Genomic DNA, 26950 nt, shown 5'->3' with positions numbered 1-26950 from the left:
AGGAAAATATAGAGGAAAATATAGAGGAAAATATAGAGGAAAATATAGAGGAAAATATGAGCGAAATTTTAGACGATACACAAGATGAGTTTGCAAATTTAAATGAAAATGATATTATGTTAGCTTTAGGCGAAGAGCTTGCTCCAGCTATTGTAGAAAAGAAAGAAGAAAATATATTAAGCACTCAAGAAAAAATAGAAAATTTACAAGAAGATGAAATGGTAAATGAGCTTAGTAAGAGTATAGCTCAAACCATTACTTCAAGTATTACTGATGATACTTTAAAGGCAGCCTTGAAAGGTATGAAGATGAATATAAACATCAATATAAGCTTTGATGAGGATAAACATTGAGCGGTCAAATTTTAATTATCTCAGGACCAAGTGGAGCAGGTAAGAGTACCTTGCTTCAAAGGCTTTTTAAAGAAAAAGATAATATTTATTTTTCTATTTCAAGCACAACAAGAGCTCCTAGAGAAAATGAAAAAAATGGAGTAGATTATTTTTTTATCAGTGAAGAAGAATTTAAACAAGGTATAGAAAAAGGTGATTTTTTAGAATGGGCTTTAGTGCATAAAAATTACTACGGTACATCGTTAGTTCCTGTAAAAAAAGCATTGCAAGAGGGTAAAAGTGTCATTTTTGATATAGATGTGCAAGGCTTTTGCATAGCTAAAGAAAAAATGCCTAATTATATTACTTCTGTATTTATCACAACTAAAGATAAAAAAGAACTTGAAAAAAGATTGCTTAAGCGAAATACTGATAAAATAGAAGATATTAGCAAAAGATTAGAAAATGCTAGTGATGAAATGGCTTATTTGGACCGATATGATTTTTTAATCATAAATGATGATCTTGAAAAAAGCTATAGGGAGTTAGAAGCAGTTTTTGAAGCTTCAAAATTAAAAAGTACAAAACATGATTTAAAACAAATTCAAATTCAATGGAATAAAGGAGAATAAAATGCATATGCCAAGTGGAACCCAATGGTTAATTATATTACTTATTGTAGTATTACTTTTTGGTGCTAAAAAAATTCCAGAGCTTGCTAAAGGTTTAGGAAAAGGTATTAAAACTTTTAAAGATGAAATGAATACTGATGATGATAAAAAAATCGTTCAAGAAGATGCACAAAAAATTGAAAAAATCAACGAAAAAGATGTGCTAGTAAAAGAAAATAATGAAGAAACAAAAAAAGCTTAAGGCGATACGTTGAAAACTTTAGTTTATAAAGAAATTAAAGAGAAACTAGGAAGAGATTTTATCTTAGAAAATCCTAAGAATAAAAATCTAGCCCATTTTGCTACACCTTTGGCTTTTTCTTTAGCTAAAGAATTAAGGCAAAACCCTATAATAATTGCTAATGATATTGTTGCTAAGTTAAAAGATTGTGATTGTTTTGAAAGTGTAGAGGCTTTAAATGGTTATGTAAATTTTAAGCTTTCAAAGGCTTTTTTAAATTCTTTGGCTACGCAAGCTTTGAGTGATAGTGAAAATTTTGCAAAAGATGAAAAAAAAGAGCAGAGTTTTTTACTTGAATATGTTAGTGCAAATCCAACAGGACCTTTACACATAGGGCATGCTAGAGGGGCTATTTTTGGTGATACTTTAACTAGGGTTGCTAGACATTTAGGATATAAATTTGATACAGAATATTATGTTAATGATGCGGGTAATCAAATTTATCTTTTAGGTCTTTCTATATTGCTTGCAGTAAAAGAACATTGCCTAAAAGAGCAAGTTCGATATCCTGATGAGTATTATAAAGGTGAATATATTATAGATGTAGCAAAAGAGGCTTTTGCTGAATTTGAAAAAGATTTTTTTATAGAAGGAAATATTCCACAATTAGCGCTTTGGGCTAAGGATAAAATGCTAAAAATTATTAAGCAAAATTTAGCCGATGCTAAGATATTTATTGATACTTATGTGAGTGAAACAAGCTATTATAGTGAATTAGAAAATACTTTAAAAGCCTTAAAAGAGCATGGTGGTACTTATGAGCAAGATGGTAAAATATGGCTTGCATCAAGTGCTAAAGGTGATGAAAAAGATCGTGTGATTATTAAAGATGATGGAAAAGGAACTTATCTAGCTGCTGATATAGTTTATCATAAAGATAAAATGAGTCGTGGTTATGATAAGTGTATCAATATATGGGGGGCTGATCATCACGGCTATATAGCTAGAATGAAAGCTGCTATGGAATTTTTAGGTCATGATAGTCAAAATCTTGAAATTATCTTAGCACAAATGGTTTCATTGTTAAAAAATGGCGAGCCTTATAAGATGAGTAAAAGAGCAGGAAATTTCATTTTAATGGGTGATGTTTTAGAAGAACTTGGTAGTGATGTGCTAAGATATATTTTTATCAGCAAAAAATGTGATACGCATTTGGAATTTGATGTAGATGAGTTTAAAAAAGAAGATAGCTCTAATCCTGTGTATTATATTAATTATGCTCATGCGAGAATTCATCAAGTATTTGCCAAAGCAGGTAAGAGTGTAAATGATGTTATATATGCTAAATTTGAGAGTTTAAATGAAGATGGTATGAATCTTTTGTTTGAAAGCTTAAATTTAAAAGCAGTACTTAATGATGCATTCGAATCAAGAGCCTTGCAAAAAATTCCTGATTATTTAAAAAATTTAGCCTCTTTATTTCATAAATTTTATAATGAAAATAAAGTTGTTGGCTCAAGCAATGAAGATGAGCTTTTAAAACTTTTTGCCATATGTGCCTTGAGTATTAAAACAGCTTTTGCACTCATGGGAATAGAGGCAAAGAATAAAATGAATCACGATTAATTTTGATCGTGATTTTTGCTTTTTTTAATACTTCTTGTCATCATAAAGCTTTGTTCAAAAAATAAAAGCAAGGTTATGCTTACTCCTACTGCTAGAGCTAATGTTACCGAAAGTGTTGTAAAGAAATAATCAAAAAAATGAATCAAAAAATTAGTTTTTTCGCCAATATCCTCTGAGCGTATAAAAGAAATCAAATACAATATAGCTTTGTATGCGTAAATTCCGGGTATCATAGGGATAAGAGCAGGAAAAGCTATAATTTCAGCGGGTGTTTTAAAAATCTTAGCCAAAAACAAACCAAGACAACCTATGCTAAAAGAAGCTATAAAGGTCGCAATAGCTAAAGTTTGAAAGCCAAAATACCCCATTAGAGTAAAACGCATACCATGAGCTATAGCGGCTAATATGGCTGAAAGTATGAGTGTTTTAAAGGGTGGATTACACACATAAGCAAAACCAAATCCTGTTAAAGCTGCAAAAAACATATCCCAAAGTATAGAAGAATAATCAATCATCTTAAAATTCCAAAGTCACTAATGCTAAGAGTGGTATAAATTCCAATAGCAATACAGCATACCAATATCACCACACTAATAATACGACTAAAACCCATAAGTATGTGATCTTTTAAAATATCTATAATTGAGTTTATAAAATAAACTCCAGGTATTAAATACAAGATACTAGAACCCAAAGCAATATTTGCTTCTTGTATAAGCTTTAAATCCACTCCAAAAAACACAATAAAAGAAGATAAAAAAGAGCAAAAAATATATTGAATTCTTAAATCAATTTTTATTCTAGTGAGTAAAACTCTCAAACTAAAACCAACCAAAGTAGCTAAAAATACAAATAAACATCCATAAAAATCTCCCCCAAATAGCTTACAAAAGGCCGAATTTGCTGCTGAAACTAAAAATAAATTAGCTAAAAAAGGATTTCTTTTGGTTTGTTTGAGTTTTAAAAGAGAAATTTTAGCTTCTTCTAGGTTGTATTTATGATCATGAATTTGCCAACTTAATGCACTAAGTTCTAAAATAAGTTTAAAATTAATATGATTGTGTTTGTTAGGTATGATGTAGGTTCTTTGTATAGAGTTATCATCTTTATCAAAAATATTTAGCGTAGTATGATGAAAGAAAAAATTCATATTAATTTCATAACCATACGCATTAGCTATCCTTCCAACGCATTTTGCTACTCTTGCTGTGTAAGTTCCTGCACTTAGAAAAACGCTAATATATTCGATTAAAAAATTAGTTAAATTTTGAATTGATGGTTTTTGCATAAATATTCTTTAAAATAGTTTTTAAAGATTTTATCAAAATTAAAATATAAAATCTTATAAATTTAAAATATTTTTGTAAAAATATTAAAAATATATGCACTAGGTAATTTAAGGAAGTTAAAAAAATTAAGTGTAATTTTTCTTTTTTTGTATATAAATATAAATAGCTAAAAGCATACTTATAAAAATAATACAAGCAATAATAACAAAATGTAGATATTCTTTAAGTAAGTCTTCATTTTTACCTAAAATATAACCTAATATAAGTAAAATCAAACACCAAATTCCAGCTCCCAAACTAGTATAAAATATAAATTTTTTCAAATTCATTCTTGCAAGTCCAGCAGGTAAAGAAATGTATTGACGCAATCCAGGGATTAATCTACCACTAAATGTTGATATTTCACCATGTTTATTGAAAAAGGCTTCAAACTGAGCAAATTTTGTTTCATTAACTCCAAAATATTTACATATTTTTAAAATAACATTACGCCCTAAAAAATAACATAAGTAATAATTTAATAAAGCACCCAAAAGAGCTCCAAAAGTCCCACAAAGTAGACATAGCCAAAAGTTAAGTTCGTTTTGATGAGCTAAATATCCAGCAGGTATCATCACTACTTCACTAGGAAAAGGAAAAAAGGAGCTTTCTATAAACATAAGAAAGATAATCCCCCAATAACCCCAATCTTTTGCAAGAGTAAGTAAAAAATCTATAATATCACCAAGCATAAACACCCTTTAATTTTTTAAACTAATGATATAAATTTAGTTTTAATGTTTTAAAAATATAGCATGGCTTTTGCACAAATGACTATTAAAATACATAAAATCAATGCAATCAAGTGAGATTTTAAAGGATCTTTTCTTTTTAAAATTTTTATAAAAAACAAAGAATAACAAGTTAAAGCTAACATTGTTATTAGTAGCAAAAGCTTGATAAATAAAAATACTCCAAAATTGCTTGCAAAAAAATCCCAAAAAGAATTAAATTCATAAAAACTTAAAAGATAAAAACCACTCAATAAAAGTAAGATAAAAATACTAGCAAAAATAAAAATACTTGATTTGGTATAGGCTTTTTTAATTTTATCGCAATCTTCTTTGTTTTCGTGTTTATAAGCAAAGCAATAAACACAAACATCAAAAAATACATAGGCTATAAAAAATATAGCACAGATAAGATGAATACAAATAAAAATAAAATGCATAACTAATCTCCTTAAAAAATCATAGCACAATTTTAAGGAGATGTAAAATTAAAGTTTTTCTAAAATTTGGATAGTTTTGATTTTATCTCCTGCTCTAATGCTATCTAGTACTTCTAAACTTTCTTTGTCTTCAGGATTGATTTGTCCAAAGATAGTATGTACTCCATCTAAATGAGGTTGTGGGCTATGACAGATAAAAAATTGTGAACCACCTGTATCTCTACCAGCATGAGCCATAGATAAGCTACCTCTTAAGTGCTTGTGTTTTTGATCGTCACATTCACATTCTATCTCATAACCAGGGCCACCTGAACCTATACCATAAGGGCAGCCACCTTGTATTACAAAATTTGGAATCACGCGGTGAAAAACAAGCTCATCATAAAAACCTTCATTGGCTAAGTTGGCAAAATTACACACAGTTTGTGGTGCTTCATCGGGAAATAATTCTAATTTCATATCGCCTTTTTCGGTGCTAATGATAGCAAAATTGTATTTTTTTGCATCTTTTATGTCGATTTTTTTAAGCATTTTTTTGCTCCTATTCTATGTTGGTATAAACTGCTTGTACATCATCATCATCTTCTAATTTATCAAGCAATTTTTCAATATCAAGAAGTTGCTCTTCACTAAAGCTTACGGGGTTATTAGCAAGATATTCAAGTCCTGCTTTTTTAAGCACTAAGCCTTTTTTTTCTATGGCGTTACTAAGTTCACCAAAAGCAGTGTAATCACCTATAATTAGTAATTCTTCATCATTTTGTTCAAGTTCTTCAAGTCCTGCATCAATGAGTTCAAGTTCAAGTTCTTCTAAATCTCCATCATATTTTTCAAGATGAAAAACAGCTTTGTGTGAAAACATAAAAGTCAAAGAGCCATTTTGCAAAATTTCTCCACCATTTTTGCTAAAAATTGCTTTTACATTAGCCACTGTGCGTGTAGGATTGTCACTCATACACTCAACAATGATTAAAGCTCCATGTGCTGCTTTTCCCTCATAGTGGATATTTTTAATATCAGCACTATCTTTTCCACTTGCTCTTTTAATAGCTGCATCGATATTGTCTTTTGGCATATTATTAGCTTTTGCAGTAGCTATGGCACTACGAAGCTTTGGATTCATATCAGGATCAGCTCCGCCTTCTTTTGCTGCTACTTGTATAGCCTTTGCAAGTTTTGGAAAAAGTTTGCTCATTTTATCCCATCTTGCTTCTTTAGAGGCTCTGCGATATTCAAACGCTCTTCCCATAAATTCTCTCTTTCTTATATTGTTTTAAAGTTAAAAGTATAAACTAAGAAGTCTAAATTTGATTTTAAAGGAGCAAAAGAGTGATCAGAAAAGCTAGGAAAGATGATGTTAAAAAATGCATACAATTGCTTGCTTTGGCAATGGATCATTTTATATATAAACTTAGTGGCTATAATGATCATCAAAAAGCCATAGAGGTTTTAGAAAATTTCTTCACTCAAGAAAATAATCGTTTAAGCTATGAAAATATATATGTTTATGAAGAAGATAATGAAATTTTAGGTGTGATTTGTTTTTATGATGGGGCTTTGGCAGATGAGCTAGATAAGCCTTTAAATGAGCATTTAGAATTTTTAGGAATTAATGAAAAAGTTTTAAAAGAATGTGATAATGAGTTTTATTTAGATAGTATTTGCGTGGATGAAAAGGCAAGAGGGAAAGGTATTGCTAAGAAATTGATTGAATATGCCTTCAATGAAGCTTTGAAAAATGGCAAAAAGCTTTCATTAATCGTGGAAGATGAAAATATAAATGCAAAAATGCTTTATGAAAAAATGGGTTTTAAATTTATAAAAAATAAAATTTTTCACACTTATAAATATGAATACAGAGAAAAAGGAGAATAAATGATTATAAAAACTAAAAATATTAATTGTCAAAGTTGTGTAAATTTAATCAAAGCTTCATTGGAAGATGAATTTGGTGCTATGCAAATAAGTGTTGAAAATAAAAGCATAGAGATTGATTTAAAAGCAGAGCAAGTTGAAGAGTTTAAAAAACAATTGCAAGATTTAGGTTTTGAGATAGATGAAGCATGAGTTAAAGTTAAAAATAGGCAATATGACTTGTGTTAATTGCTCTAATGCTATAGAAAAAGTTTGTGCAAAAATTGATGGGGTAGAAGATGTAAGTGTTTCTTATGTCAATTCTAGTGGAGTGTTTTTGCTTAAAGATTTATCTTTAGAAGCAAAGATCAAAGAAAAAATTAAGGCTTTGGGTTTTGAAATATTACAAGAAGAGCAAAATTTATACGAATTTAAACTCAAAGAGCTTAAAAATATGAAAACAAAGCTTATTATGAGTATAATTTTAAGCTCTATTGTGATGTATTTTGAAATGTTTGTTCAAGGAAATGTTTCTGCTTTAATTCAAATGTTTTTATCTATGATAGCGATTTTTTATTGTGGAAAAGGTTTTTTTATCCACGCTCTTAAAGGATTAAAACATAAAAATTTAGATATGAATACCTTGATATCCTTAGGTGCTTTTACTTCTTTTATATATTCTTTTTTTGTGTATTTTGAGGTATTTAGTAAAGATGGTTATTTGTATTTTAGTGGCGGAGCGATGATTGTAAGCTTTGTTTTATTAGGTAAATACTTAGAAGAAAAGGCTAAATTTAAATCCTTAGAATATCAAAACAAACTAAAAAATATAGATATTAAAAAAGCTAATATAATCTTAGAAGATGCAAGTATAAAAAGCATACCTAGTGCTTTTGTAAAAGAAAATGATGTGATTTTAGTAAAAGAGGGTGAAAGCGTTGTTGTTGATGGGGTGATTATAGCAGGCGAGGCTGAGGTTGATGTGAGTTTTTTAACAGGAGAATTTTTACCACTTTTGAAAAAGCAAAATGATGAAATTCTAGCAGGAAGTGTGTTGATTAATGGAAGCTTAAAGATTAAAGCTAGTAAAAAGGCGATTGAAAGCTCATTAGAACAAATTAAAGATCTTGTTTTTAAAGCAGGCAATATCAAAACACCTTTAGCAAATTTAGCTAATAAAATTTCAGCTTATTTTGTAGCTTGTATTATTGTTTTATCGCTTTTTGTGTTTGTTTTTTGGTATTTTAAAGAAGGAGTCAACGCAGCATTTTTACATGCTTGTGCCACTCTTTTAATCTCTTGTCCTTGCGCTTTGGGCTTAGCAACCCCTATAGCCATAGTTAGTGCTTTAGCAAATGGTGCAAGAAATTTTATCTTAGTAAAAAATCCAGCGGTATTAGAGAATTTAGCTAGTATAAAACTTGCTATTTTTGATAAAACAGGCACTTTAAGTCAAGATGATTTAAGTGTTTATAAGCATGATCTAACTCAAGAAAATTTTCAAAAACTCACGCAAATTGAAAATTTAAGCTCACATCCAATCGCAAAGGCTTTTACTAAAAAATTGAATGTAAATTTAAATTTACAAGGAAAATTAAGTGTTTTAGTGGGTAGTGGTTTGCTTTATGAGGAAAATGATGATAAATATTTAATAGGCAATGAAAAATTAATGCTTGAAAATAGTGTTGATATACAAAAAAGCAAGCAATTTTTGCAAGAATTTGAAGATCAAGCACCTATATGTTTGTATTTTGCAAAAAATAATATTTGTCTTGGCGGGGTTTGTTTAAAAAATGAACTTAAAAACGAAGCTAAAAATTTGATAGCAAATTTAAAGCAAAAAGGTATAAAAAGTATTATTTTAAGTGGTGATAATAAAAAAAGTGTTACTAAAATAGCAAATGAGCTTAATGTTGATGAATATTATTCTGATTTAAAACCTGAGCAAAAACTTGATTTCATAAAAGAAAAAATCAAAAAAGAAAAAGTTCTTTTTATAGGAGATGGTATCAATGATGCTCCTGCTTTAAATTTAGCTAGCGCAAGCATAAGTTTTTCTAAAGCAAGTGAGCTTGCTAAAAAAAGCGGAGATTTGATTTTGATAAAAGATGATTTATCTTTAATAGCTTATTGTTTTGAGCTTTCTCAAAGAACTAAAAATATCATCAAACTTAATCTTTTTTGGGCTTTTGTCTACAATGCTTTATGTATTCCCATTGCGGCAGGTCTTGTGCCATTTATAAGTCTTAGTCCGCATTTGGCAGCTTTAGCAATGTGTTTTAGTTCAGTAACGGTTGTAGTCAATTCTTTAAGATTGCGTTAGATATTTCAGTTTTATTTAATATTTGTTGTATTATATTAATATAACTTTAACAAAAAGGAGTATTTAATGAATTGCAATTGTAGTTTTTCTATGATGAGTGTAATAAGATATTCTAAAATGATTATCTTGCTTACCGTTGCCTCTTTGGCTGCTATTGTTGTTTTTGGTAATATAACTGATTATAATTCAAATTTTCAGTTTGTAAAACATGTTATGAGTATGGATACTAAGCCTGATTATTTAGGTAATGCTATTATTTATAGGGCTATTACAAATTCTACGATCCATCATATTGCTTATATCTTTATTATTTGTTTTGAAGCTTTTATTATGCTGACTGCTTTAAAAGGTGCTTTAGATATGTTTAAAGCAAGAAATTTAGATGTAAAAACTTTCCATGAAGCTAAAAAATTTGGAATCATTGCTTTAACTTGTTGTTGTTTGTTATGGTTTTTTGGTTTTCAAGTGGTGGCTGCAGAGTGGTTTGGCATGTGGATGAGTAAAACTTGGAATGGTTTGCCTGATGCTACTAGATTAGTAACCTATATGCTTTTAGCATTAGTTTATATTAGTATTAAAAACGATGATTAAATCACAAACTCTCTGTTGAGGGTTTGTGGAAAATATAAAATGTTTTTATAATGATTGAGCTTGTAAATATTTACTTCTTCTTTTTTTGTAATTATTCCATAATTTAAAAAACAAGAAAATTAAAGCTAGGCTCAGTGCTAAAAAATGTGGAATTTGCGGTATTTTTGCAGATAAAAAATAATGCCAAGATACTAGTAAAAAGCAAAAATAGCCAAGTTTTCTTATCTTACTTAATTTTTTAAAAAGCTTAAATGAGCTTATAAACATAAGTGTGAGTATAAAAAAGCTTATAAAACCACTAAATTCTAAATTTTTACTAAAAGTATCTTTGAAAAAAAGCATTAAATCTAAATTTTTACTAAAAGCAAAGTAATTAAAAAAGTGAATCAAAACCCAAAAAAATGCATAAAAACCTAAAAATTTAGGGTAATCTTTTGTGTGTTTATACTTTAAAAGTGAAAAAAATAGGCTTAATCCAAAAAAGATTAAGCCAAATACACCACTATAAAAATATACAGATTTTACAATATCAAATTCTTGCATGATTTGATAAACACTAAAAACAATACTTAAAACAAAAGCTAAAAATCCACTGATATTATAAACTTTTTTGCTCATTAAAAATTAACCTTTAAATCCATATCTTTATACAAATGCGCTACTTCTTTTTCATAGCCATTAAACATTTGCGTAGGCTTAGTGAAAAAATCTCCCAAAGGACGCTCGTTTGCTTGAGACCATCTTGGGTGAGAGACATTTGGATTAACATTAGCATAAAATCCATATTCTCTAGGGTTTGCTAACTCCCATGTGCTTTTAGGTTGTTCTTTGGTAAATTCTATTTTTACAATAGATTTTATACTTTTAAAGCCATACTTCCATGGAACTACAAGGCGAATCGGTGCTCCATTTTGTCCTAATAAAGGCTTTTTATACATGCCCACAGCCATAAGTGTTAGTGGGTGCATAGCCTCATCTAATCTTAAGCCTTCTACATAAGGATAATCAAGAGTTGGAAAAAATGAGGCTTGATCGGCAAATTGATTTTTATCAAAAAGAGTGGTAAATTTTATAAATTTAGCCTCACTTTTAACTTTACATTTTTCTATTAAAGCACGCAATTCAAAACCAACCCAAGGCACCACCATGGACCAAGTTTCAACACAGCGAAATCTATAAATTCTCTCTTCTAATGGAAAAGCCAATAAATCTTGCATAGTTAAAGTCAAAGGTTCTTCAACTTCCCCGCTAACTTCTATTTTCCAACCATTTGTGTTGAAATTTTTTGCAAGCTCAACAGCTCTTTTTTTATCAGTAGAAAATTCATAAAAATTAACATAATTAGTTGCAATTTTTTCTTCACTTAAATTTAATTTTTCATTGTTAGGATCAGGAAAGAAATTTAATGCCATTAATTCAGATTGAACTAAAGCTGAACTAACTAAAGCTCCAGCACCTAGTTTTAAAAAATGGCGTCTTTTGTTATATAATTGTTCGTTTGTGATATTCATGAAGCATCCTTTATATATTTTGTGATATTAAAACATATAAAGGAAAATAGAAGGATAATTTTTATTATTTTATAAAAAATATTTTTAAAAAATTACCTCATTATTTTCAGATAGAGCAGGGTTGTTTTTTGGAAATGGAGAAGTATTGGTGTAGTACTCTCTTTGTTTTTCATAAATTCCTTGATAAACCCCTTTTGGGATGATAAATTTTCTAGCGCTATCAGGATAAAGTTCTAAGTATTTTGTTAAAAATTCTTTAAAAACCGGCGCAGCAGTTCTTGCACCACCTTCTATTTGTTTCATAGGCTTATTATCATCATTTCCATACCAAATGATAGCTTCTATTTCAGGAGTTAAGCCACAAAACCACGCATCTATACTTTTATTTGAAGTACCTGTTTTTCCAGCTATTTCAATCCCTTCTACTCTAGCATTACGCCCAGTGCCTTTTTTTACAACATTTTGCATCATATCATTGACTAAAAAAGCTTGTTCAGGTTCACTGATTTTTCTTTCTCCGGAATTAAATTCTACTACTATTTTACCATTTTTATCGATTACTCTTTTAATGAGTAATAAGTCTTTTTGCACACCATAGTTTCCAAATACCGTGTAAAGTTTAGCATAATCATAAATGGAAATTCCAAAGCTACCCAAAACTATAGATAAATCAACCGGTATGTTTTCAAAGCCCATAAATTGAAGCTTATCGTGGATTACATCAAGTCCTAGGGCAAGAGCTAAATTTATGGTAGCTAGGTTTCTTGAGCCAGTTAGCGCTTCTTTTAAACTTATGAGTCCTAGAAATTTTCCACCATAATTTTTAGGTTTCCAATCTTTCTCATCTTTTTTAGTACTTTCAAAAATTCTTGAAATATCAGCAACCTTACTCATAGGAGAATAGCCCATGTCAATGGCAATTTGATATAAGAAAGGCTTAAAAGAACTCCCCGGTTGTCTTAAGCTTTGAGTGGCGCGGTTGAAATTACTTTTTGTATAATTTACCCCGCCAACTAAGGCTAAAATGTCTCCATTTTGATGATTTGCTACTATCATAGCTCCATTGAGTGTGCTTAAATTTGCATCTTTATCTCTTTTAACTATTTCATCATAGCCAAATTTTAAGGCTTCTCTTGCAATATTTTGCACATCAAGATCAATGGCAAGCTCTATTTTATAGCCACCACTTTTTAAGTCTTTAATCCCGCTTAGTTGTTTTAAAACTTCTTGAGTAACATAAGGGGCTGCATTTTGTGTTAAAGTATCATCATATACTTTTGGAATTTCTTTTAAGGCGTTTTCATACTCTTCTTTAGAAATCCAACCAAGATTATACATTCTTTGTACTACGCTATTTGCTCTAGCTAAAGAAAGATCTAAATGTCTAGTAGGATCATAAGTACTTGGAGCCTTTGGCATACCTACCAAAATGGCAATCTCTTTCAAACTAAGCTCATCTAAATTTTTTCTAAAATACCCAAGCGCAGCAGTTTTTACTCCATAATATCCATGTCCAAAGAAGATGAAATTTAAATATCTTTCTAAAATTTGCTCTTTAGTTAAAGTATTTTCTATCTTATATGCAAGCAAAGCTTCTTTTAGCTTTCTGCTCAAAGTACGCTCAGGAGTTAATTCTGTATTTTTTATGAATTGTTGAGTAAGAGTGGAAGCTCCTTCCATAGTTTTTCCACCGCTTCTTATGATTTTAATAGCTGCTCTAAAAATTGCATCTATATTAACCCCGCCATGTTCAAAAAAGCTAGTATCTTCAATGGCTACCAAAGCTTCTATAAGTCTTGGTGGAAGTTCTTCATAAGGGGCATAAAAGCGGTGTTGCTCAAAAACATTTGCAACTAATTTTCCATTTTTATCAAAAATTTGTGTTGTAAGAGGCGGTTTGTAATCTTTAAAGGTATATTGATTTAAATCAGAATCAGAAAACAAATATGCAATAAATATAAAAACTCCAACCATACATACTATACAAAAAGAAAGAAATATTTTTAAAATTTTTATCATAAAAATGCTTTCAAAAGTTCTATATTAAGCCCTAGTGCTGTACTTTGATGGCCTATGATTTTTTTAATGTATTTTTTATGAAATCCCTCACACATCACAGCACCGGCTTTACCTTGATAAAGTTTTGAATCAATGTATTCTTGCATATCTTTTAAATCAAATTTATCTAAGATCAAATCACATTTGCTAAGATTAAAAATCTTTTTATCTTCTAAAACTAAAATCATCGCGCTTAAAACGCTAATGCTTTTGCCACTTTGCAAATTGAGCATATTAAAAGCCTCATTGTCGCTTTTAGCTTTAGTTAGAATGATATTTTGAGCACAAACTATGCTATCAGCAAATAAAACATTTTTAAAATCAGGATATTTTGCAAAAAACTGTCTTTCTTTTTCTAAAACAATTTTTTGCACATAAGAGCTTGGATTATCTTTTTTTACCAAACTCTCATCATAATCGATAATAATTTGTTCAAAAGCGATATTTGCTTCTTTTAATAAAGCAACGCGTGAAGGCGAACTTGAAGCTAAATAAAGCATTAAGCAAGACTTTCTTCTATGATTTTTTTAGCATGATCAAGTGCTTGTTCTATTTTACTTGTATCTTTACCGCCAGCTGTTGCAAAATCATCTCTACCGCCACCGTTTCCACCAAGCATTTGTGCAATTTCTTTTACCAAAACACCAGCTTTTAACGAAGTGTCTTTAACACCTGCTGCTATGATAATCTTACTTTCTTTTTCTTGTAAAAGTAAAATTACAGCTTTGTTAAATTTGTTTTTAAACTCATCTATCATAGTTTTTATATCACCACTATCTATTTTTTGTATACAATATTGAATGCCATTTAGTTCTTTAGAGTTTAATTCTGTTTTGTTTGAATTTTTTAATTCATTTTTTAAACTGACTATTTCATTTTTTAATTTTGCTACATAGCCTAAAATATCTTGAGTTTTTAATTCTTCTTTGGCTTGATTAAGCTCTTTTAAATTTTCACTAACATAATCAAGTGCAGCTTTACTTACCACCGCTTCTATCCTTCTAACCCCAGCACTAACACCACTTTCTTTGATGATGTAAAAACTTCCTATTTCAGAGCTATTTTTCACATGAGTACCACCGCAAAGCTCTTTGCTAGCTCCTAGGGTTAAAACTCTTACTTTTTCTTGATATTTTTCACTAAATAAAGCTATTGCACCACTTTTTTTAGCTTCATCTAAAGCTAAAATTTCAATTTTAGTTTCATTTGCTTGCATGATGTAGGTATTTACTAAAGCTTCTATTTGCTTTAATTCTTCTTTATTTAGAGCTTTTGGATGAGTAAAATCAAATCTTAATTTATTATGTTCTACTAAAGAGCCTGCTTGGCTAATGTGTGAGCCAAGAATTTCTCTTAAAGCATGGTGTAATAAATGTGTCGCACTATGATGTCTTGCGATTTGTTCTCTTTTTTTAGTATCTATGCAAGCTAACACTTCATCGTTTGTTTTAAGATCTTGTTTTAATTTCACTTGACTAAGATTAATATCAAAGAATTTTTGTGTATCTAAAACCTCATTTTCATTGATAAAACCTATATCAGCACTTTGCCCTCCACTTGTTGCGTAAAATGGAGTTTTTTCAAGCATTAACCACGCTATATCTCCTGCCTTAGTTTCGGTTATGATTTTAAAATTTTCATCCAAAATAGCCATGATTTTAGTTTTTTCTTCATAATTTTCATAGCCACTAAAAGCATTTTTACCAAATTTTTCTAATAAAACTTTAAAGTCCCCGCTAACTGCTTTATCCCCACTTCCTTTCCAAGAAGCCTTAGCTCTATCTTTTTGTTCTTGCATAAGCTCATTAAATTTAGCCTCATCTATACTAAGATTTTTTTCTCTTAGCATATCTTGGGTTAAATCAAGCGGAAAACCATAAGTATCATAAAGTTTAAAAGCTACTTCACCACTAAAAATATCTTTAGTTTTTTTAAGTTCTTCGTTAAAAATTTCTATACCATTTTCAATAGTGCTTAAAAATCTTTCTTCTTCTAGTTTGATTTGTTCTTTAATAAATTCTTTTTTTTCATTTAAGTAAGTATAATGCCCACCCATTAACTCACAAACTACATCTACAAGCTCATACATGAAAGCTCTTTTAAGACCTAACAAATATCCATGTCTTAAGGCACGACGCATAATTCTTCTTAAAACATAGCCCCTGCCTTCTTTATCAAACCCAACTCCTTGAGCAAGTAAAAATACACTTGATCTTATATGATCAGCAATTACTCTATAACTAGCTCCGCTTTCATAAGTATAAGTTTTACCGCAAAGTTTTGCAATACTCTCAATAATAGGCATAAACAAAGAACTATCAAAATTACTAAATTTTCCTTCTTTTATAGCACTAACTCTTTCAAGCCCCATGCCTGTATCAATACTTGGTTTTGGTAATGGAGTAAGCGTTCCATCTGCACTTCTTTCATACTGCATAAAAACTAGGTTCCAAATTTCTAAGAACCTATCTCCATCTCCACCCATATAATCTTCGCTAGAATTAAAATATTCAGCGCCTTGATCATAAAAAATTTCACTACAAGGTCCACATGGTCCAGTATCGCCCATTTGCCAGAAATTATCTTTATCGCCAAATTTATAAATTCTTTCTTTTTCTATATGTTTTTGCCAAAGCTCATATGCTTCATCATCACTTTCATGAACGGTTACATATAATCTTTCTTTAGGTAATTTTAAAACCTCAGTTACAAATTCCCAAGCATAAGCAATAGCTTGTTCTTTAAAATAATCTCCAAAACTAAAATTCCCAAGCATTTCAAAGAAAGTATGATGTCTTGCCGTATAGCCTACATTGTCTAAGTCATTATGTTTTCCACCAGCTCTTATACAAGTTTGACAGCTTGTTTTACGCGGAGGATTAGGGCGTGGTACTTCTCCGGTAAATATGCTTTTAAAAGGTACCATACCTGCATTAGTAAAAAGTAAAGTTGCATCATCAGGCACCAAAGGGCTTGAAGGAGTGATTTCATGTCCTTTTGATTTAAAAAATTCTAAATATTCTTTTCTTATATCCATAGATTTTCCTAGCTAGTTTTTTGCTTAAAATAATACCAAAAATACTTTAAATTAAGTAAAACTATCTTATAATCATGATTTTAAATTTATAAGGTTAATATAATGAAAATTCCTTTTATAGACTTAAATGCTCAATATAATGCTTATAAAAATGAAATCGATGAGGCTATTGGTGAAGTTTTACAAAGCACCTCTTTTATAGGTGGTGCAAAATTAGAAGAATTTGAAAATAATTTGGCTAAATATGTAGGTGTCAAACATGCAATAGGCTGTTCAAGTGGCACAAGTGCGTTATTTTTAGCCTTAATGGCTTTGGGTGTGGGTAGGGATGATGAGGTAATAGTACCAAGTTTTACCTTTATAGCTACGGCTGAAATGGTTGCTCTAATCGGTGCTAAGCCTGTTTTTGTAGATATTGATTTTAAGGATTATAATCTTAGTTTAGAAAAAGTTCAAAGTGTTATCACGCCTAAAACTAAAGCTATAATTGCTGTGAGTATTTTTGGGCTTATGCCTGATATGTTTGCTTTAAAAGAACTTTGTAAAAGTCAAAACATTGCTTTGATAGAAGATAGTGCGCAAAGTTTTGGAGCTAGTCAAAAGGGTGTAAAATCATGTGTTATAGCTGATATATCTTGCACAAGCTTTTTTCCGTCTAAGCCTTTAGGTGCTTATGGAGATGGCGGGGCGATTTTTACCCAAGATGATGAATTAGCGCAAAAAATAAAAATTTATTTAAATCATGGACAAGTGCAAAGATATAAGCATAAATACATCGGTATTAATGGAAGGCTTGATACCATCCAAGCGGCTGTTTTAAATGTGAAATTAAAATACTTAGATGAAGAGATTAAAAAAAGAGAAGTAATAGCAAAAGTTTATGATGAAAATTTAAAAAATTGTATTTTACCGCCAAGAAAAGATGATTTTGTGAGTGCTTGGGCTCAATATAGCGTGCGTGTAAAGAATAGAGAAAAATTCATGCAAAAATTACAAGAGCAAGGTATACCTACTGCGGTGCATTATCCTTTGGGGCTTCATTTGCAAGAAGCTTTCGATTGTCTTGCTTATAAAAAAGGTGATTTGCCAAATACAGAGCTATTAAGTGATGAAATTTTATCCTTACCTATGAGTGCGTTTTTAAAAGAAGAACACCAAATTAGAGTGATTGAGGCTTTTAAATGAAAATAGGGCTTATAGGCCTTGGTAAAATGGGTAAAAACCATTTAAGAGAACTCGAGCGTAATTTAAAAGTAAAAGAAATTCATCTTTATGATCCTTTCTGTAAAGATAAATTTAAACACTTTTTTCATAAAAATTTTGATGATTTTTTAGCACAAAATCTTGATGGTGTTATCATTGCTACGCCTACTCATACGCATTTAGATATAGCTTTAAAGGTTTTTCCTAAAATAAAAAATGTTTTGATAGAAAAACCTTTGGCATTAAATGTAGATGAAATTTTAATTTTAGAGCAAAAAGCTAGAGAAAATAAAGTCAGAGTAGGGGTGGGCTTTTGTGAGAGATTTAATCCGGCTATTTTAACTTTAAAAGAAAAACTTTTAGAAGATGAGATTATAAGTATTAACATACAAAGAATTTCTCCTTATCCACAAAGAATAAATGATGTGGGTGTTTTAAGTGATCTTAGTGTGCATGATATTGACTTAGTTAGATTTTTAAGTCAAGAACAAATTTTAAAAGCAAATGTTTATAAAAGCTTTCATCATGATAAATTTGAAGATGAGGTAATGATAGGTTTAAAATTGGAAAATATTTTAGCAAATATCCATGATAGTTGGAATGGACAATGTATTATAAGAAAGATCACACTTTTAGGTAAAAAACATACTTATGAACTTGATCTTAAAAATTTTGAACTTTTTATTAATATGCAAAAAATTCCAAATTTATATAAAAATTCTCCTTTATATGCTGAGCATGAGGCTTTTTTCGAGTTTTTACAAAATGGGGTTTGTGAAAATTTGGCTAGCATTGAAGATGCTTTGAGAGTACAAGAAATTTTAGAAGGTGTTTGATAATGAAACATATCTTTTTTTTAAATATGGGCGGGGTGAATAAACTTGACGAATGTGAAGTTTTTTTAAAAAATATGTTTAATGATCCTTATATTTTAGGGATAAAAAATGTTTTTTTAAGAAAATTTGTAGCCTTTATGATAAGAAAATCAAGATTAAAAGCTATGAAACAAAACTATGAAAAAATGGGTGGAAAATCTCCACTTACTCAAATCACACAAAGTTTATGTGATAAATTAAATTCTAAAACTAGAGAATATAAATTCGATTTTATTAGTCTTTATGTACCACCTTTTGCAAATGAGGTTTTTTCAAAATATGATTTTCAAAAAAATGACGAAATTATTTTATTTCCTTTGTATCCTCATCATTCTAAAACCACTGTAACTAGTTCTTTAGAAGTAGTGGAAAATGAGCTAAGAAATATCCAAAACCAAGCTAATGTAAAAATCATTGATGTTTTTTATAAAGATGAACTTTATAATGAAATGATTATAAAGCATATTTTAGAAAAAAAGAGAGAATACGATTATAAAACTTTGATTTTTTCTGCGCATTCTTTACCGCTTTCAGTGATTAAAAAAGGTGATTTGTATGAAAAACATGTGCAAGAGCATGTGGATATTTTAAAAGGAAAACTTAAAAATAAATTTGACCAAATCATTTTATCATATCAATCAAAACTAGGTCCAGTTAAATGGCTTGAGCCTAACACAAGTGATATTTTAGAAAGTTTAGATCAAAAAGCTTTGATTTATCCTGTATCTTTTTGTATAGATTGTTCTGAAACGATTTTTGAGCTTGGAGTTGAATATAGGCACTTAGCAAAAAGCGATTATGAGCTTATTAAATGTCCTAATGATAGTGATGAGTTTATAGAGTTTATTTTAAATCAAGTAAAAATATAGTTTTTATATTAATGTTTTATAGCGGTATTAAAAAACATATATTTTTTTCTCGGGATATTTTCTAAATTCCAGTTTGATAGTTTTTGATTGAAATTTATACATCCACTAAACATACTTTGTGTGCTTATAACACTATCAATATTCCAATTGTTTAAATCTTGATTAAATTTTGGAGTTTTTGAAAAAGGAATTTTGAAAATAGATTCACAAAAAAATCATAATACATTTGAAACATCCCAGCAATGAATTTTAAGCTTTTTTGTTGTAGTTATTTAGAGCTTATTGGATCTTATATCCTAAAACACTCCTTCAATATTGTTAACATTGCTTGTATCTATATTTTTAAGCGGAATATCTGGTAGTATCAAATATTTAAGAGTTTCTTTTGTTTTTGGTTTGTGGATTATCTTTTTTGATTGCAGTTTGAGTAAATACAATATAACTAAAAACACAAGTAAAGTTATAAATAATAAAACCCAATACTTTAAATAAGCGAAACAAAAAATCAATATAAAAAAGATTATTATTGTAATTTTATTTTTTAATGTCATTGTTTTTGCTTTCTATGGGTTTTAAATAACTTTCTTTAATCAAAAGATTTACTGTATCTTTAAACATAGGTAAAGCACTTTGTGCGGCATAATAACTATAAGCTTTGGTAGGATGTCTTACTAAAACTCCAATGGTATAGGTATTTTTCTCATCATTTGCAAAGCCAAAAAACGAGGCATTATAGCGATTTGAAGTATAGCCTTTTCTTTCAGCAATCCTAGCTGTACCCGTTTTTCCACCTATAATGATACCTTGAGTTCGTGCTTTTTTACCGGTTCCTTTTTCTATAACATTAATTAAAATTTGCTGCATTTCTTTGGCAGCCTTGCTTGAAAGAATTTTTTCTTTCTTAACTTCATCATCAAGTTTTATTAAACGCCCATCTTGATAAATTTTATTTGCAATTTGTGGGGTGATGTAAATTCCATCATTGTTAAATACATTATAAGCAGCTAAAAGTTGTATAAAAGTTGTTTTCAAGCCATAACCATAACTTAATACAGATTTTTCAACTTCTCTTAATCTTTTTGGATTTGGTATTTCTCCTTTTTGCTCATAAGGAAGATCAATACCGCTTTTTTCTCCAAAACGAAAAATTCTAAGTCCTGAGATGATTTCAAGATTACTTAATCTTTGGGCAATTTTAATCATACCGACATTTGAAGAGTAAGTAATAACTTCTTCCATGCTCATTTTGTTTTTTTTGTGATCATCGCGTATAGTAAAACGACCAAGTTTGTATTGTCCACCTTGAGTATCAATGATTTCATCAACTTTGATTTTATCAAGCATTAATGCAGTGGTAAATATAAAAGGTTTTATAACAGATCCTGCTTCATAGCCATATTCTATGGCACTTGCATTGAGTACAGATAGATCTTTTCCGCGATTTTGCGGATCATATCTTCTTGAGCTAGCAAGTGCTAGAATTTTTCCGCTTTTACTTTCCATGATGGCAACTATAATTTCATTAGCTTTTAGATCTTCATTTCTTTTATCGATAGCTTTTTCTAAACCTTTTTGAAGTTTTAAGGAAATATTTAAGTATAAATTACAACCATCTATTTTGCGTTGTTCATAAGAATGCAAATTCAAGATGATATTACCACCTATATCTCTTAAACCTTGAATTTTAGCATTTTGCAAAGGATTTAAACATTCATTATAGTATTTTTCCAAACCTTTTATGCCGACATTTTTAAAAATTTCACTTTGCTCATCCATATAGGTTCTTGTGTAGCCTATGATTGGAGTAAGTGAATCTTTTGGCATATATACACGATCTTCTTTATGTTCTATAATATCAAGCCCTCTTGTCTCCACTCTGCCATTATTATTTGTGAAAGATTTAAAAAAACCTTGAGTATAAAGTTTTTTAGCTAGTTCTTTTAAATAACTTGCGTCTTTTGAGTTAATATCTTGGAGTAAAATAAAATTATAACTTCTTTTTTTCTTTGCAAGCATTCTTTTTTTTATATCTTGCATTTGTTCATCACTTGCGCCACTATAAATTTGAAAAAGAGTTAAAAACAAATCCTTTTTATCGGGATTTAAGCTCCTTAGATCAATTTCAGCTCTATAAATTTGCCTACTAGAAGTTACGGTAAAATTATCGCTTGTGATGATATTACCTCTAAGAGCGGAAAAATATTGTTCTTTTTGAGTATTTGGTATATGGCGTTTTGAGGTTAGAAAAAAAGTAGAAAGTAAAAATAAGGCCATAAAAAACAGAGCCATACAAAAAGCAAAAGCTACTTTTGAAACCCTATTTCTAATGGTGTTTGAAAGCATATATTAAATTTGAGTTCTTGAAATTTCTTTATATGCGTTTATAGCCTTATTTCTAACTTCAAGCATAAATTTCATACTTGATTCAGCTTTGCTAATCGCAATTGCAGCTTGATGTAAGTCTTTGACTTCGCCTGTTGCAATGTCTACCATAGCAGCTTCAGCGGTTTCTTGAGTTTTATTAAGATTGTTGATGGAATTTTTTAATAAACTCGAAAACTCATCTCCTATGTTGCTTGTGTTGTTATTATTGTTTTTGTTATTAACATTGTTAAATTGATTTATACCATTAATAGTGTTCATTTATTAACCTCTTAGTAAATCTATCGCACTTTGTGCTATAGTTTTGGTGCTAGTAAAGGCACTTACATTAGCTTGATAAGCTCTTGTTGCTTCTATTAAATCGGCCATTTCAATAACAGGATTTATATTTGGATAAGCAACATAACCTTGTTCATTCGCATCTGGATGAGATGGGTCAAATTTCATACGAAAATCTTTATCATCTCTTACAACTTTATCAACTACTACGCTCATTATAGCAGGTTTTGCATCTTTTTGTGAAGCAGGATCGTTTAAAGGATTTTCATATTCTAAAAAATTATTATCTTTAGCTATTTGCTTGTTTAGCAATTCGTTAAAATCAGTTGCTTTAAAAATCACTTCTCTTCTTCTATATGGACCACCTTCTGCTGTTCTAGTAGTATTAGCATTAGCTATATTTGAGCTAATTACATTCATTCTAAAGCGTTGAGCACTAAGTCCATATCCACTAATATCAAAATCACTTAAATAAGCCATTATTTTTCTCCTAGCCTAATTTAGAGCTTGTTTCTATGATGGTTGAAAAAATATTACTTTGTCTTCTTAAAACACCATCTAAAGCAGAAATCATCATAGTATTTTTGCTCATTTCAGTAGTTTCTACATCAAGATCTACTGTATTTGCGTCATTTCTTGCCAAATGCCCATCTCTTAAATAAATAGTTGATTTATTAGGATCTGGAAATTTCCAAGGTTTTTGATGATTTGTGTTTGTGCTTGCTAATTCAAGCTCTTTAGTATCTTTTCTTTTGAAAATTTCATTTGCTCTATTAACTAAAGCAGTTTCAAATTCTATATCTCTTGCTTTATAAAAAGGAGTATCAACATTTGCAAGGTTAGAATTAATCATTTGACTTCTTAGGTTTCTTCCTGCTAAAGCATTAACAATAAGTTCTTTTGACTTAAAAGGGCTTATCATAATTTTTCCTTTAAAATAAAGCTTTTATAGACTAAAAGCAAAAATCATTCCAAAATATTTATGCAATTTTATTTATGTATAAGTATATCTTTTTATAGTAAATTTTTGAAATTTTTAAAGCCACTTTCAAGTGAAACTTTTTTTTCTAGTGTTTTCAAAAAATCTTTTTTTGTCATTTCTTTAGCACCCATAAATTTTAAATGCTCATTAGGCACTTGACAATCTATTAAAAAATCATATGGTTTTAAAAGCTCACAAAGTCTTATTAGGGCTACTTTTGAGGCATCTTTTTTAAGACTTATCATACTTTCACCAAAAAATATTTTACCTATTATAAGTCCGTATAAACCGCCGATTAAAACATCATTTTCATAAACTTCAACACTATGAGCTAAATTTTGCTCAAAAAGCTTTGTATAAACTTGTATAAATTCTTGACTTATCCAAGTTTTTTTTCTTTTTGCACAATGATTTATAAGCGAGTTAAAATCAAAATTAAGTCTTATTTCATAAGCTTTTAAAGATTTTTTTATGCTTTTTTGTATGCGCACTTCATCAGGTAAAAGCACCATTCTAGGAGAAGGACACCACCAAGTAACAGGATTGCTAGTCCATGGAAAAAGCCCTAAGCTATAAGCATGAGGTATAAAATCTACTTCTAGTTTTTCACTAATAAAAACAGGCGCATCATCAGGGCTTTTTAAAAGTTTAGAATACAAATTCAATTTTTTCATTTTTGGAAAGTTTGAGTTTTAATTTACCACCATTTTTTAATTTTCCAAATAAAATTTCATCACTTAATCTCTCGCCTAATTCTTCGGCAATAATGCGTTTTAATAATCTTACTCCAAATTCTTTATTATTAGTTTTTTTAGCAAGAAATTCTTTTACTTTTTTATCAGCTTCCATGGTGATGTTGTTTAAATTTTTTGCCATTAAATCTAGTTCTTTTTGAACGATTTGTTCTAAAATTTCTTGACTTAAGTCATTAAAATGAATGATTTTATCTATACGGTTGATAAATTCAGGTGCGAAGAAATCTTTTATGGCTTTATTACTTTTTTCTTTATCGCTGCTTAAAAAACCAAGCTCATTACTTTCTTTGAGACCTAAATTTGAAGTCATAATGATAATAGTATTTTTAAAATCAGCTTTTAATCCACTATTATCTGTTAAACTTGCATTATCAAAAATTTGTAAAAAGGTATTAGTTAAATCAGGATGAGCTTTTTCTATCTCATCAAATAAGACTACGCTAAAAGGATTTTTTCTAATGCTGTTACTAAGCAAGCCACCATCTTCATAGCCCACATAACCTGCTGAAGTTCCTATGAGTTTGCTCACATCATGTTTTTGCGAGTATTCACTCATGTCAAATCTTTCAAGATTAAGGTTTAAAATTTGTGCTAAATTTTTTGCAAGTTCGGTTTTACCAACTCCACTTGAACCGGTAAATAAAAACACGCCTTTTGGGGTATTTTTGCCTTTTAACCCCGCATAGCTTTGTTTTAAAATAGAACACAAAGCTTTAATGGCTTCATCTTGTCCAAAAATATTTTGCTTTAAGTTTTGCTCTAAATTTTTTAAGATTTTACCTTGATCACTTTCATAAATTTTATGAGAATGTGTCATTCTTGCTAAAGTATTTTCTAAATCTTTTATTTTTACTATTTTTTTACTTTTTTTATCTTCTAAAGCAAAGCTTGCGCCAAGTTCATCAATTAAATCAATTGCACTATCGGGTAAAAATTTATCATGTAAAAATTGTTTTGCTAGTTTTATACTTGTTTGTAAAATTTCATCACTGATTTTGATTTTGTGAAAATTTTCATATTTGCTTTTTAAGCCTTGCAAGATCAAAAAACACTCTTCTTCACTTGGCTCATCTATATCAATTTTTGCAAATCTTCTACTTAGAGCTTTGTTTTTATCAAAGGTATTTTTGTATTCTATGAAAGTAGTTGCACCTATGCATTTGATGTTGCCATTACTTAATGCAGGTTTTAATAAATTTGACATATCTGCATGACTTTCATTGCTTGCACCGGTTCCTACTATGGTGTGAATTTCATCTATAAATAAAATAGCATTAGGGATATTTTCTAATTCTTTAATGATATCTTTTAACCTTTTTTCAAAATCACCCCTATATTTTGTCCCCGAAAGCAAGCTTGTCATATCAAGGCTATAAATTTTTGAGTTTTTTAAATGTTTTGGCACTTTTTCTTCAGCTATAGCTAGTGCTAGCCCATCTATAATGGCACTTTTACCAACACCTGGTTCACCAACTAAAATAGGATTATTTTTCTTACGACGGCTTAGAATTTGCATCATTCTTTCAAGTTCAAATTTCCTACCTATAACAGGATCTATTTTGCCTTTTTTTGCAAGCTCAACTAGCTCTATGGTATGGGTTTTTAAATTTTCAAATTCAGCATTTTGTAACAATTCTTTTATTTTTTCTTCTTCTATTAGGTGTTTTTTTAAGATATTATAAGAATAAGCTTTTTCTTCTTTGCAAAGTGCAATGATAAAATCAATCACACTTGTTTGATTTTTTGCATTTAGCTTGTGTAATATATTTTCCAAGATCACAGAAAAAATAGGTTCTATTTCTTTTTTTAAAATTTCATTATTTTTAGCTAGATAATTTTTTAATTCATTTTCAAAGCCTTGTAAATCACCATCTCCGATTTCTTCAAGTAGATTTTTAAAATCATTGCTAAGCTTAACTAAAGCAAAAAGCAAATGCTCACAAGTGATAAATTCATGATGATTGATAAAGCTTAAATGTCTTGCATTTGGTATAAATGAGTCAATTAATTCTTTATATTTCATTGTTCTTCTATCCTTGTTTGGAGTGGAAAATCATTATTTTTTGCTGCCATGTCAACTTGCTGTTTTTTGCTAAGTGCAATTTCTTCTGTGTATATGCCACAAACTCCACTTCCTTGATGATGGATTTCAAGCATAATTGCACTTGCTTTTTCAAAATCATGATGAAAAATATTCATTAAAATTTCAATTACAAAATCCATGGTGGTAATATCATCATTTAAAAGCAAAACCTTAAACATTTTAGGTTCTGCTAGTTTTTGTTGTTCTAAAATTTCATTTTTTAGACTCATTTAATATCCTAGTAATATCTTCTTGCATAATCTCAGTAGAAACTTTTCCAAGATAATATTTCACATAACTTTTTGAGTCTTTATTCCAAAAATCTGTTAGATCTTGATAATTTCCATCTTTTAAAACTACTTTAAAAGGAAGTTGTTCCATGCTTTGATAGTTGATATCTTTTAATGCTTGTGCAACAATTCTATCATTTTCTTTAGAATTACTTAAGAAATAATAAGCCCCATATTTAATGGCAAAATCTTTTACAGCTTGATCGCTAACATTTTCAAAATGACTTAGTCCTATGATGATAAAATTGTCAGCATTTTTTTGCCACAAACTTGTTAGATGAGTGGCTTCTTCTTGACAAGGTGTGCAAAAGGTTCCAAAAAAATCAAACATTAAAATTTTACCCTCTTCACCTTTTACTACAAAACCATTTTGTGTTCTTACTAGGGTTTTCTCGCCACCATTGACACTTTTTAAAAGAATTTCATCACCCATTTTATACTCAGCAAATGCAAATTCATTTTCGATTTTTTCTTCACTTGAGCAAGCACTTATTAAAAATGCAAAAGCAAATGTAAAAAACAAATAAGTAAATTTTTTCATCAAAATCC

At 29.4% G+C, this 26950-nt stretch carries 30 protein-coding genes and 1 pseudogene; 11 read left to right on the top strand and 20 right to left on the bottom strand.

Going from position 1 to position 26950, the window contains the following annotated elements; translation table 11 throughout:
- The 4 genes and pseudogenes from L8W57_RS01050 to argS all read left to right on the top strand — a co-directional run.
- Positions 1 to 353, top strand: a pseudogene (locus tag L8W57_RS01050) (highly acidic protein); the annotation flags it as partial.
- Complete coding sequence (gmk, locus tag L8W57_RS01045) at positions 350 to 964, top strand: guanylate kinase (protein ID WP_133318670.1); 615 nt, start codon at positions 350 to 352, stop codon at positions 962 to 964. The pseudogene L8W57_RS01050 and the gene gmk, both read left to right, overlap by 4 nt.
- A gap of 1 nt (position 965) precedes the next feature.
- On the top strand, positions 966 to 1205 hold the full coding sequence (locus L8W57_RS01040; protein WP_133318671.1) for a twin-arginine translocase TatA/TatE family subunit: 240 nt from the start codon (positions 966 to 968) through the stop codon (positions 1203 to 1205).
- Between the two features lie 9 nt (positions 1206 to 1214).
- On the top strand, positions 1215 to 2810 hold the full coding sequence (argS, locus tag L8W57_RS01035; protein WP_263660153.1) for an arginine--tRNA ligase: 1596 nt from the start codon (positions 1215 to 1217) through the stop codon (positions 2808 to 2810).
- On the opposite strand, the gene L8W57_RS01030 is transcribed toward argS, so the two are convergent.
- The 6 genes from L8W57_RS01030 to L8W57_RS01005 form a co-directional block, all read right to left on the bottom strand.
- On the bottom strand, positions 2807 to 3325 hold the full coding sequence (locus tag L8W57_RS01030; protein WP_133318673.1) for a threonine/serine exporter family protein: 519 nt from the start codon (positions 3323 to 3325) through the stop codon (positions 2807 to 2809). The genes argS and L8W57_RS01030 overlap by 4 nt on opposite strands.
- Positions 3322 to 4098, bottom strand: a complete 777-nt coding sequence (locus tag L8W57_RS01025) for a threonine/serine ThrE exporter family protein (protein ID WP_133318674.1) — start codon at positions 4096 to 4098, stop codon at positions 3322 to 3324. Before L8W57_RS01025 ends, L8W57_RS01030 begins: the two co-directional genes overlap by 4 nt.
- Positions 4099 to 4224: 126 nt before the next feature.
- Entirely contained in the window at positions 4225 to 4830 is a 606-nt protein-coding gene (locus L8W57_RS01020; RefSeq protein WP_133318675.1) for a DedA family protein, read from the bottom strand.
- A 50-nt stretch (positions 4831 to 4880) separates the two neighbouring features.
- Positions 4881 to 5309: a trehalose-6-phosphate synthase gene (locus L8W57_RS01015; RefSeq protein WP_133318676.1), complete on the bottom strand. Its 429-nt coding sequence runs from the start codon at positions 5307 to 5309 to the stop codon at positions 4881 to 4883.
- Between the two features lie 48 nt (positions 5310 to 5357).
- Positions 5358 to 5840, bottom strand: coding sequence for a peptidylprolyl isomerase (locus tag L8W57_RS01010; protein WP_133318677.1), 483 nt, complete (start codon positions 5838 to 5840; stop codon positions 5358 to 5360).
- Positions 5841 to 5850: 10 nt separating this feature from the next.
- Positions 5851 to 6558 carry a YebC/PmpR family DNA-binding transcriptional regulator gene (locus L8W57_RS01005; RefSeq protein ID WP_133318678.1) on the bottom strand — a complete coding sequence of 236 codons (708 nt, stop codon included), beginning with the start codon at positions 6556 to 6558 and terminating at the stop codon, positions 5851 to 5853.
- A gap of 80 nt (positions 6559 to 6638) precedes the next feature.
- Here L8W57_RS01005 and L8W57_RS01000 point away from each other — a divergent pair, with 80 nt between their 5' ends.
- The 4 genes from L8W57_RS01000 (at position 6639) to L8W57_RS00985 (ending at position 10077) form a co-directional block, all read left to right on the top strand.
- Complete coding sequence (locus tag L8W57_RS01000; protein WP_133318679.1) at positions 6639 to 7184, top strand: GNAT family N-acetyltransferase; 546 nt, start codon at positions 6639 to 6641, stop codon at positions 7182 to 7184.
- Positions 7185 to 7376: a heavy-metal-associated domain-containing protein gene (locus L8W57_RS00995; protein WP_263661840.1), complete on the top strand. Its 192-nt coding sequence runs from the start codon at positions 7185 to 7187 to the stop codon at positions 7374 to 7376.
- Positions 7366 to 9486 (top strand): heavy metal translocating P-type ATPase, encoded by a 2121-nt coding sequence (locus tag L8W57_RS00990; protein ID WP_133318681.1) that lies wholly within the window; start codon positions 7366 to 7368, stop codon positions 9484 to 9486. The genes L8W57_RS00995 and L8W57_RS00990 overlap by 11 nt, the downstream gene beginning before the upstream one ends.
- A 66-nt stretch (positions 9487 to 9552) precedes the next feature.
- Positions 9553 to 10077, top strand: a complete 525-nt coding sequence (locus L8W57_RS00985; protein ID WP_207920993.1) for a DUF2165 family protein — start codon at positions 9553 to 9555, stop codon at positions 10075 to 10077.
- Positions 10078 to 10122: 45 nt separating this feature from the next.
- Here the strand turns inward: L8W57_RS00985 and L8W57_RS00980 are convergent, their stop codons facing one another.
- From L8W57_RS00980 to alaS, 5 genes are all read right to left on the bottom strand, one after another.
- A complete protein-coding gene (locus L8W57_RS00980; protein ID WP_133318682.1) occupies positions 10123 to 10695 on the bottom strand; it encodes a sulfite oxidase heme-binding subunit YedZ in 573 nt (190 codons plus the stop codon).
- The gene (gene msrP / locus L8W57_RS00975; RefSeq protein WP_133318683.1) at positions 10695 to 11588 is read right to left on the bottom strand and encodes a protein-methionine-sulfoxide reductase catalytic subunit MsrP; all 894 of its coding nucleotides are present in this window, start codon (positions 11586 to 11588) and stop codon (positions 10695 to 10697) included. The genes L8W57_RS00980 and msrP overlap by 1 nt, the downstream gene beginning before the upstream one ends.
- Positions 11589 to 11672: 84 nt before the next feature.
- Positions 11673 to 13604 (bottom strand): PBP1A family penicillin-binding protein, encoded by a 1932-nt coding sequence (locus L8W57_RS00970; RefSeq protein ID WP_133318971.1) that lies wholly within the window; start codon positions 13602 to 13604, stop codon positions 11673 to 11675.
- A complete protein-coding gene (maf, locus tag L8W57_RS00965; protein ID WP_133318684.1) occupies positions 13604 to 14146 on the bottom strand; it encodes a septum formation inhibitor Maf in 543 nt (180 codons plus the stop codon). Before maf ends, L8W57_RS00970 begins: the two co-directional genes overlap by 1 nt.
- Positions 14146 to 16683 carry an alanine--tRNA ligase gene (alaS, locus tag L8W57_RS00960; RefSeq protein ID WP_133318685.1) on the bottom strand — a complete coding sequence of 846 codons (2538 nt, stop codon included), beginning with the start codon at positions 16681 to 16683 and terminating at the stop codon, positions 14146 to 14148. Before alaS ends, maf begins: the two co-directional genes overlap by 1 nt.
- Before the next feature lie 108 nt (positions 16684 to 16791).
- Here alaS and L8W57_RS00955 point away from each other — a divergent pair, with 108 nt between their 5' ends.
- The 3 genes from L8W57_RS00955 to hemH are packed head-to-tail and all read left to right on the top strand — an operon-like array spanning position 16792 to position 19630.
- Positions 16792 to 17868: a DegT/DnrJ/EryC1/StrS family aminotransferase gene (locus L8W57_RS00955; protein WP_243705622.1), complete on the top strand. Its 1077-nt coding sequence runs from the start codon at positions 16792 to 16794 to the stop codon at positions 17866 to 17868.
- Positions 17865 to 18722, top strand: a complete 858-nt coding sequence (locus L8W57_RS00950) for a Gfo/Idh/MocA family protein (protein ID WP_133318687.1) — start codon at positions 17865 to 17867, stop codon at positions 18720 to 18722. The genes L8W57_RS00955 and L8W57_RS00950 overlap by 4 nt, the downstream gene beginning before the upstream one ends.
- A 2-nt stretch (positions 18723 to 18724) precedes the next feature.
- Positions 18725 to 19630 (top strand): ferrochelatase, encoded by a 906-nt coding sequence (gene hemH, locus L8W57_RS00945; RefSeq protein WP_133318688.1) that lies wholly within the window; start codon positions 18725 to 18727, stop codon positions 19628 to 19630.
- Positions 19631 to 19638: 8 nt separating this feature from the next.
- Here the strand turns inward: hemH and L8W57_RS07910 are convergent, their stop codons facing one another.
- The 9 genes from L8W57_RS07910 to L8W57_RS00905 all read right to left on the bottom strand — a co-directional run bounded on the left by L8W57_RS07910 (position 19639) and on the right by L8W57_RS00905 (position 26942).
- Positions 19639 to 19821: a BspA family leucine-rich repeat surface protein gene (locus L8W57_RS07910; RefSeq protein ID WP_412175277.1), complete on the bottom strand. Its 183-nt coding sequence runs from the start codon at positions 19819 to 19821 to the stop codon at positions 19639 to 19641.
- A gap of 343 nt (positions 19822 to 20164) precedes the next feature.
- Positions 20165 to 21973: a peptidoglycan D,D-transpeptidase FtsI family protein gene (locus L8W57_RS00940; protein ID WP_263660141.1), complete on the bottom strand. Its 1809-nt coding sequence runs from the start codon at positions 21971 to 21973 to the stop codon at positions 20165 to 20167.
- A 3-nt stretch (positions 21974 to 21976) separates the two neighbouring features.
- Positions 21977 to 22273 carry a flagellar hook-basal body complex protein FliE gene (gene fliE, locus L8W57_RS00935; RefSeq protein WP_263661839.1) on the bottom strand — a complete coding sequence of 99 codons (297 nt, stop codon included), beginning with the start codon at positions 22271 to 22273 and terminating at the stop codon, positions 21977 to 21979.
- A 3-nt stretch (positions 22274 to 22276) separates the two neighbouring features.
- Complete coding sequence (gene flgC, locus L8W57_RS00930) at positions 22277 to 22771, bottom strand: flagellar basal body rod protein FlgC (RefSeq protein ID WP_133318691.1); 495 nt, start codon at positions 22769 to 22771, stop codon at positions 22277 to 22279.
- A 10-nt stretch (positions 22772 to 22781) separates the two neighbouring features.
- Complete coding sequence (flgB, locus tag L8W57_RS00925; protein WP_263661838.1) at positions 22782 to 23213, bottom strand: flagellar basal body rod protein FlgB; 432 nt, start codon at positions 23211 to 23213, stop codon at positions 22782 to 22784.
- Between the two features lie 92 nt (positions 23214 to 23305).
- Positions 23306 to 23947 carry a leucyl/phenylalanyl-tRNA--protein transferase gene (aat, locus tag L8W57_RS00920; protein WP_263661837.1) on the bottom strand — a complete coding sequence of 214 codons (642 nt, stop codon included), beginning with the start codon at positions 23945 to 23947 and terminating at the stop codon, positions 23306 to 23308.
- A complete protein-coding gene (locus L8W57_RS00915) occupies positions 23922 to 26051 on the bottom strand; it encodes an AAA family ATPase (RefSeq protein WP_133318694.1) in 2130 nt (709 codons plus the stop codon). The genes aat and L8W57_RS00915 overlap by 26 nt, the downstream gene beginning before the upstream one ends.
- Positions 26048 to 26341, bottom strand: coding sequence for an ATP-dependent Clp protease adaptor ClpS (locus L8W57_RS00910; RefSeq protein WP_220566880.1), 294 nt, complete (start codon positions 26339 to 26341; stop codon positions 26048 to 26050). The genes L8W57_RS00915 and L8W57_RS00910 overlap by 4 nt, the downstream gene beginning before the upstream one ends.
- A complete protein-coding gene (locus tag L8W57_RS00905; protein WP_263661836.1) occupies positions 26325 to 26942 on the bottom strand; it encodes a TlpA family protein disulfide reductase in 618 nt (205 codons plus the stop codon). The genes L8W57_RS00910 and L8W57_RS00905 overlap by 17 nt, the downstream gene beginning before the upstream one ends.
- Positions 26943 to 26950: the final 8 nt, after the last annotated feature.

The organism is Campylobacter sp. IFREMER_LSEM_CL1890, from assembly GCF_025772045.1.
Taxonomy (GTDB): Bacteria; Campylobacterota; Campylobacteria; order Campylobacterales; family Campylobacteraceae; genus Campylobacter_D; species Campylobacter_D lari_D.
The sequence above is the reverse complement of the archived record's forward strand: the minus strand, read 5'-3'. Positions and strand labels throughout refer to the sequence as shown.

Bases quoted from the DNA above. Each gene is read 5' to 3' on its own strand.
- L8W57_RS01010 (WP_133318677.1), bottom strand. From the start codon at position 5,840: ATGCTTAAAAAAATCGACATAAAAGATGCAAAAAAATACAATTTTGCT.
- flgB (WP_263661838.1), bottom strand. From the start codon at position 23,213: ATGATAAGCCCTTTTAAGTCAAAAGAACTTATTGTTAATGCTTTAGCA.
- fliE (WP_263661839.1), bottom strand. From the start codon at position 22,273: ATGAACACTATTAATGGTATAAATCAATTTAACAATGTTAATAACAAA.
- L8W57_RS00915 (WP_133318694.1), bottom strand. From the start codon at position 26,051: ATGAAATATAAAGAATTAATTGACTCATTTATACCAAATGCAAGACAT.
- L8W57_RS01005 (WP_133318678.1), bottom strand. From the start codon at position 6,558: ATGGGAAGAGCGTTTGAATATCGCAGAGCCTCTAAAGAAGCAAGATGG.
- maf (WP_133318684.1), bottom strand. From the start codon at position 14,146: ATGCTTTATTTAGCTTCAAGTTCGCCTTCACGCGTTGCTTTATTAAAA.
- flgC (WP_133318691.1), bottom strand. From the start codon at position 22,771: ATGGCTTATTTAAGTGATTTTGATATTAGTGGATATGGACTTAGTGCT.
- L8W57_RS00950 (WP_133318687.1), top strand. From the start codon at position 17,865: ATGAAAATAGGGCTTATAGGCCTTGGTAAAATGGGTAAAAACCATTTA.
- L8W57_RS00940 (WP_263660141.1), bottom strand. From the start codon at position 21,973: ATGCTTTCAAACACCATTAGAAATAGGGTTTCAAAAGTAGCTTTTGCT.
- L8W57_RS01030 (WP_133318673.1), bottom strand. From the start codon at position 3,325: ATGATTGATTATTCTTCTATACTTTGGGATATGTTTTTTGCAGCTTTA.
- L8W57_RS00910 (WP_220566880.1), bottom strand. From the start codon at position 26,341: ATGAGTCTAAAAAATGAAATTTTAGAACAACAAAAACTAGCAGAACCT.
- L8W57_RS00985 (WP_207920993.1), top strand. From the start codon at position 9,553: ATGAATTGCAATTGTAGTTTTTCTATGATGAGTGTAATAAGATATTCT.
- L8W57_RS00990 (WP_133318681.1), top strand. From the start codon at position 7,366: ATGAAGCATGAGTTAAAGTTAAAAATAGGCAATATGACTTGTGTTAAT.
- aat (WP_263661837.1), bottom strand. From the start codon at position 23,947: ATGAAAAAATTGAATTTGTATTCTAAACTTTTAAAAAGCCCTGATGAT.
- L8W57_RS01040 (WP_133318671.1), top strand. From the start codon at position 966: ATGCATATGCCAAGTGGAACCCAATGGTTAATTATATTACTTATTGTA.
- L8W57_RS01020 (WP_133318675.1), bottom strand. From the start codon at position 4,830: ATGCTTGGTGATATTATAGATTTTTTACTTACTCTTGCAAAAGATTGG.
- L8W57_RS01025 (WP_133318674.1), bottom strand. From the start codon at position 4,098: ATGCAAAAACCATCAATTCAAAATTTAACTAATTTTTTAATCGAATAT.
- hemH (WP_133318688.1), top strand. From the start codon at position 18,725: ATGAAACATATCTTTTTTTTAAATATGGGCGGGGTGAATAAACTTGAC.
- L8W57_RS01015 (WP_133318676.1), bottom strand. From the start codon at position 5,309: ATGCATTTTATTTTTATTTGTATTCATCTTATCTGTGCTATATTTTTT.
- L8W57_RS00905 (WP_263661836.1), bottom strand. From the start codon at position 26,942: ATGAAAAAATTTACTTATTTGTTTTTTACATTTGCTTTTGCATTTTTA.
- alaS (WP_133318685.1), bottom strand. From the start codon at position 16,683: ATGGATATAAGAAAAGAATATTTAGAATTTTTTAAATCAAAAGGACAT.
- L8W57_RS00995 (WP_263661840.1), top strand. From the start codon at position 7,185: ATGATTATAAAAACTAAAAATATTAATTGTCAAAGTTGTGTAAATTTA.
- L8W57_RS00980 (WP_133318682.1), bottom strand. From the start codon at position 10,695: ATGAGCAAAAAAGTTTATAATATCAGTGGATTTTTAGCTTTTGTTTTA.
- msrP (WP_133318683.1), bottom strand. From the start codon at position 11,588: ATGAATATCACAAACGAACAATTATATAACAAAAGACGCCATTTTTTA.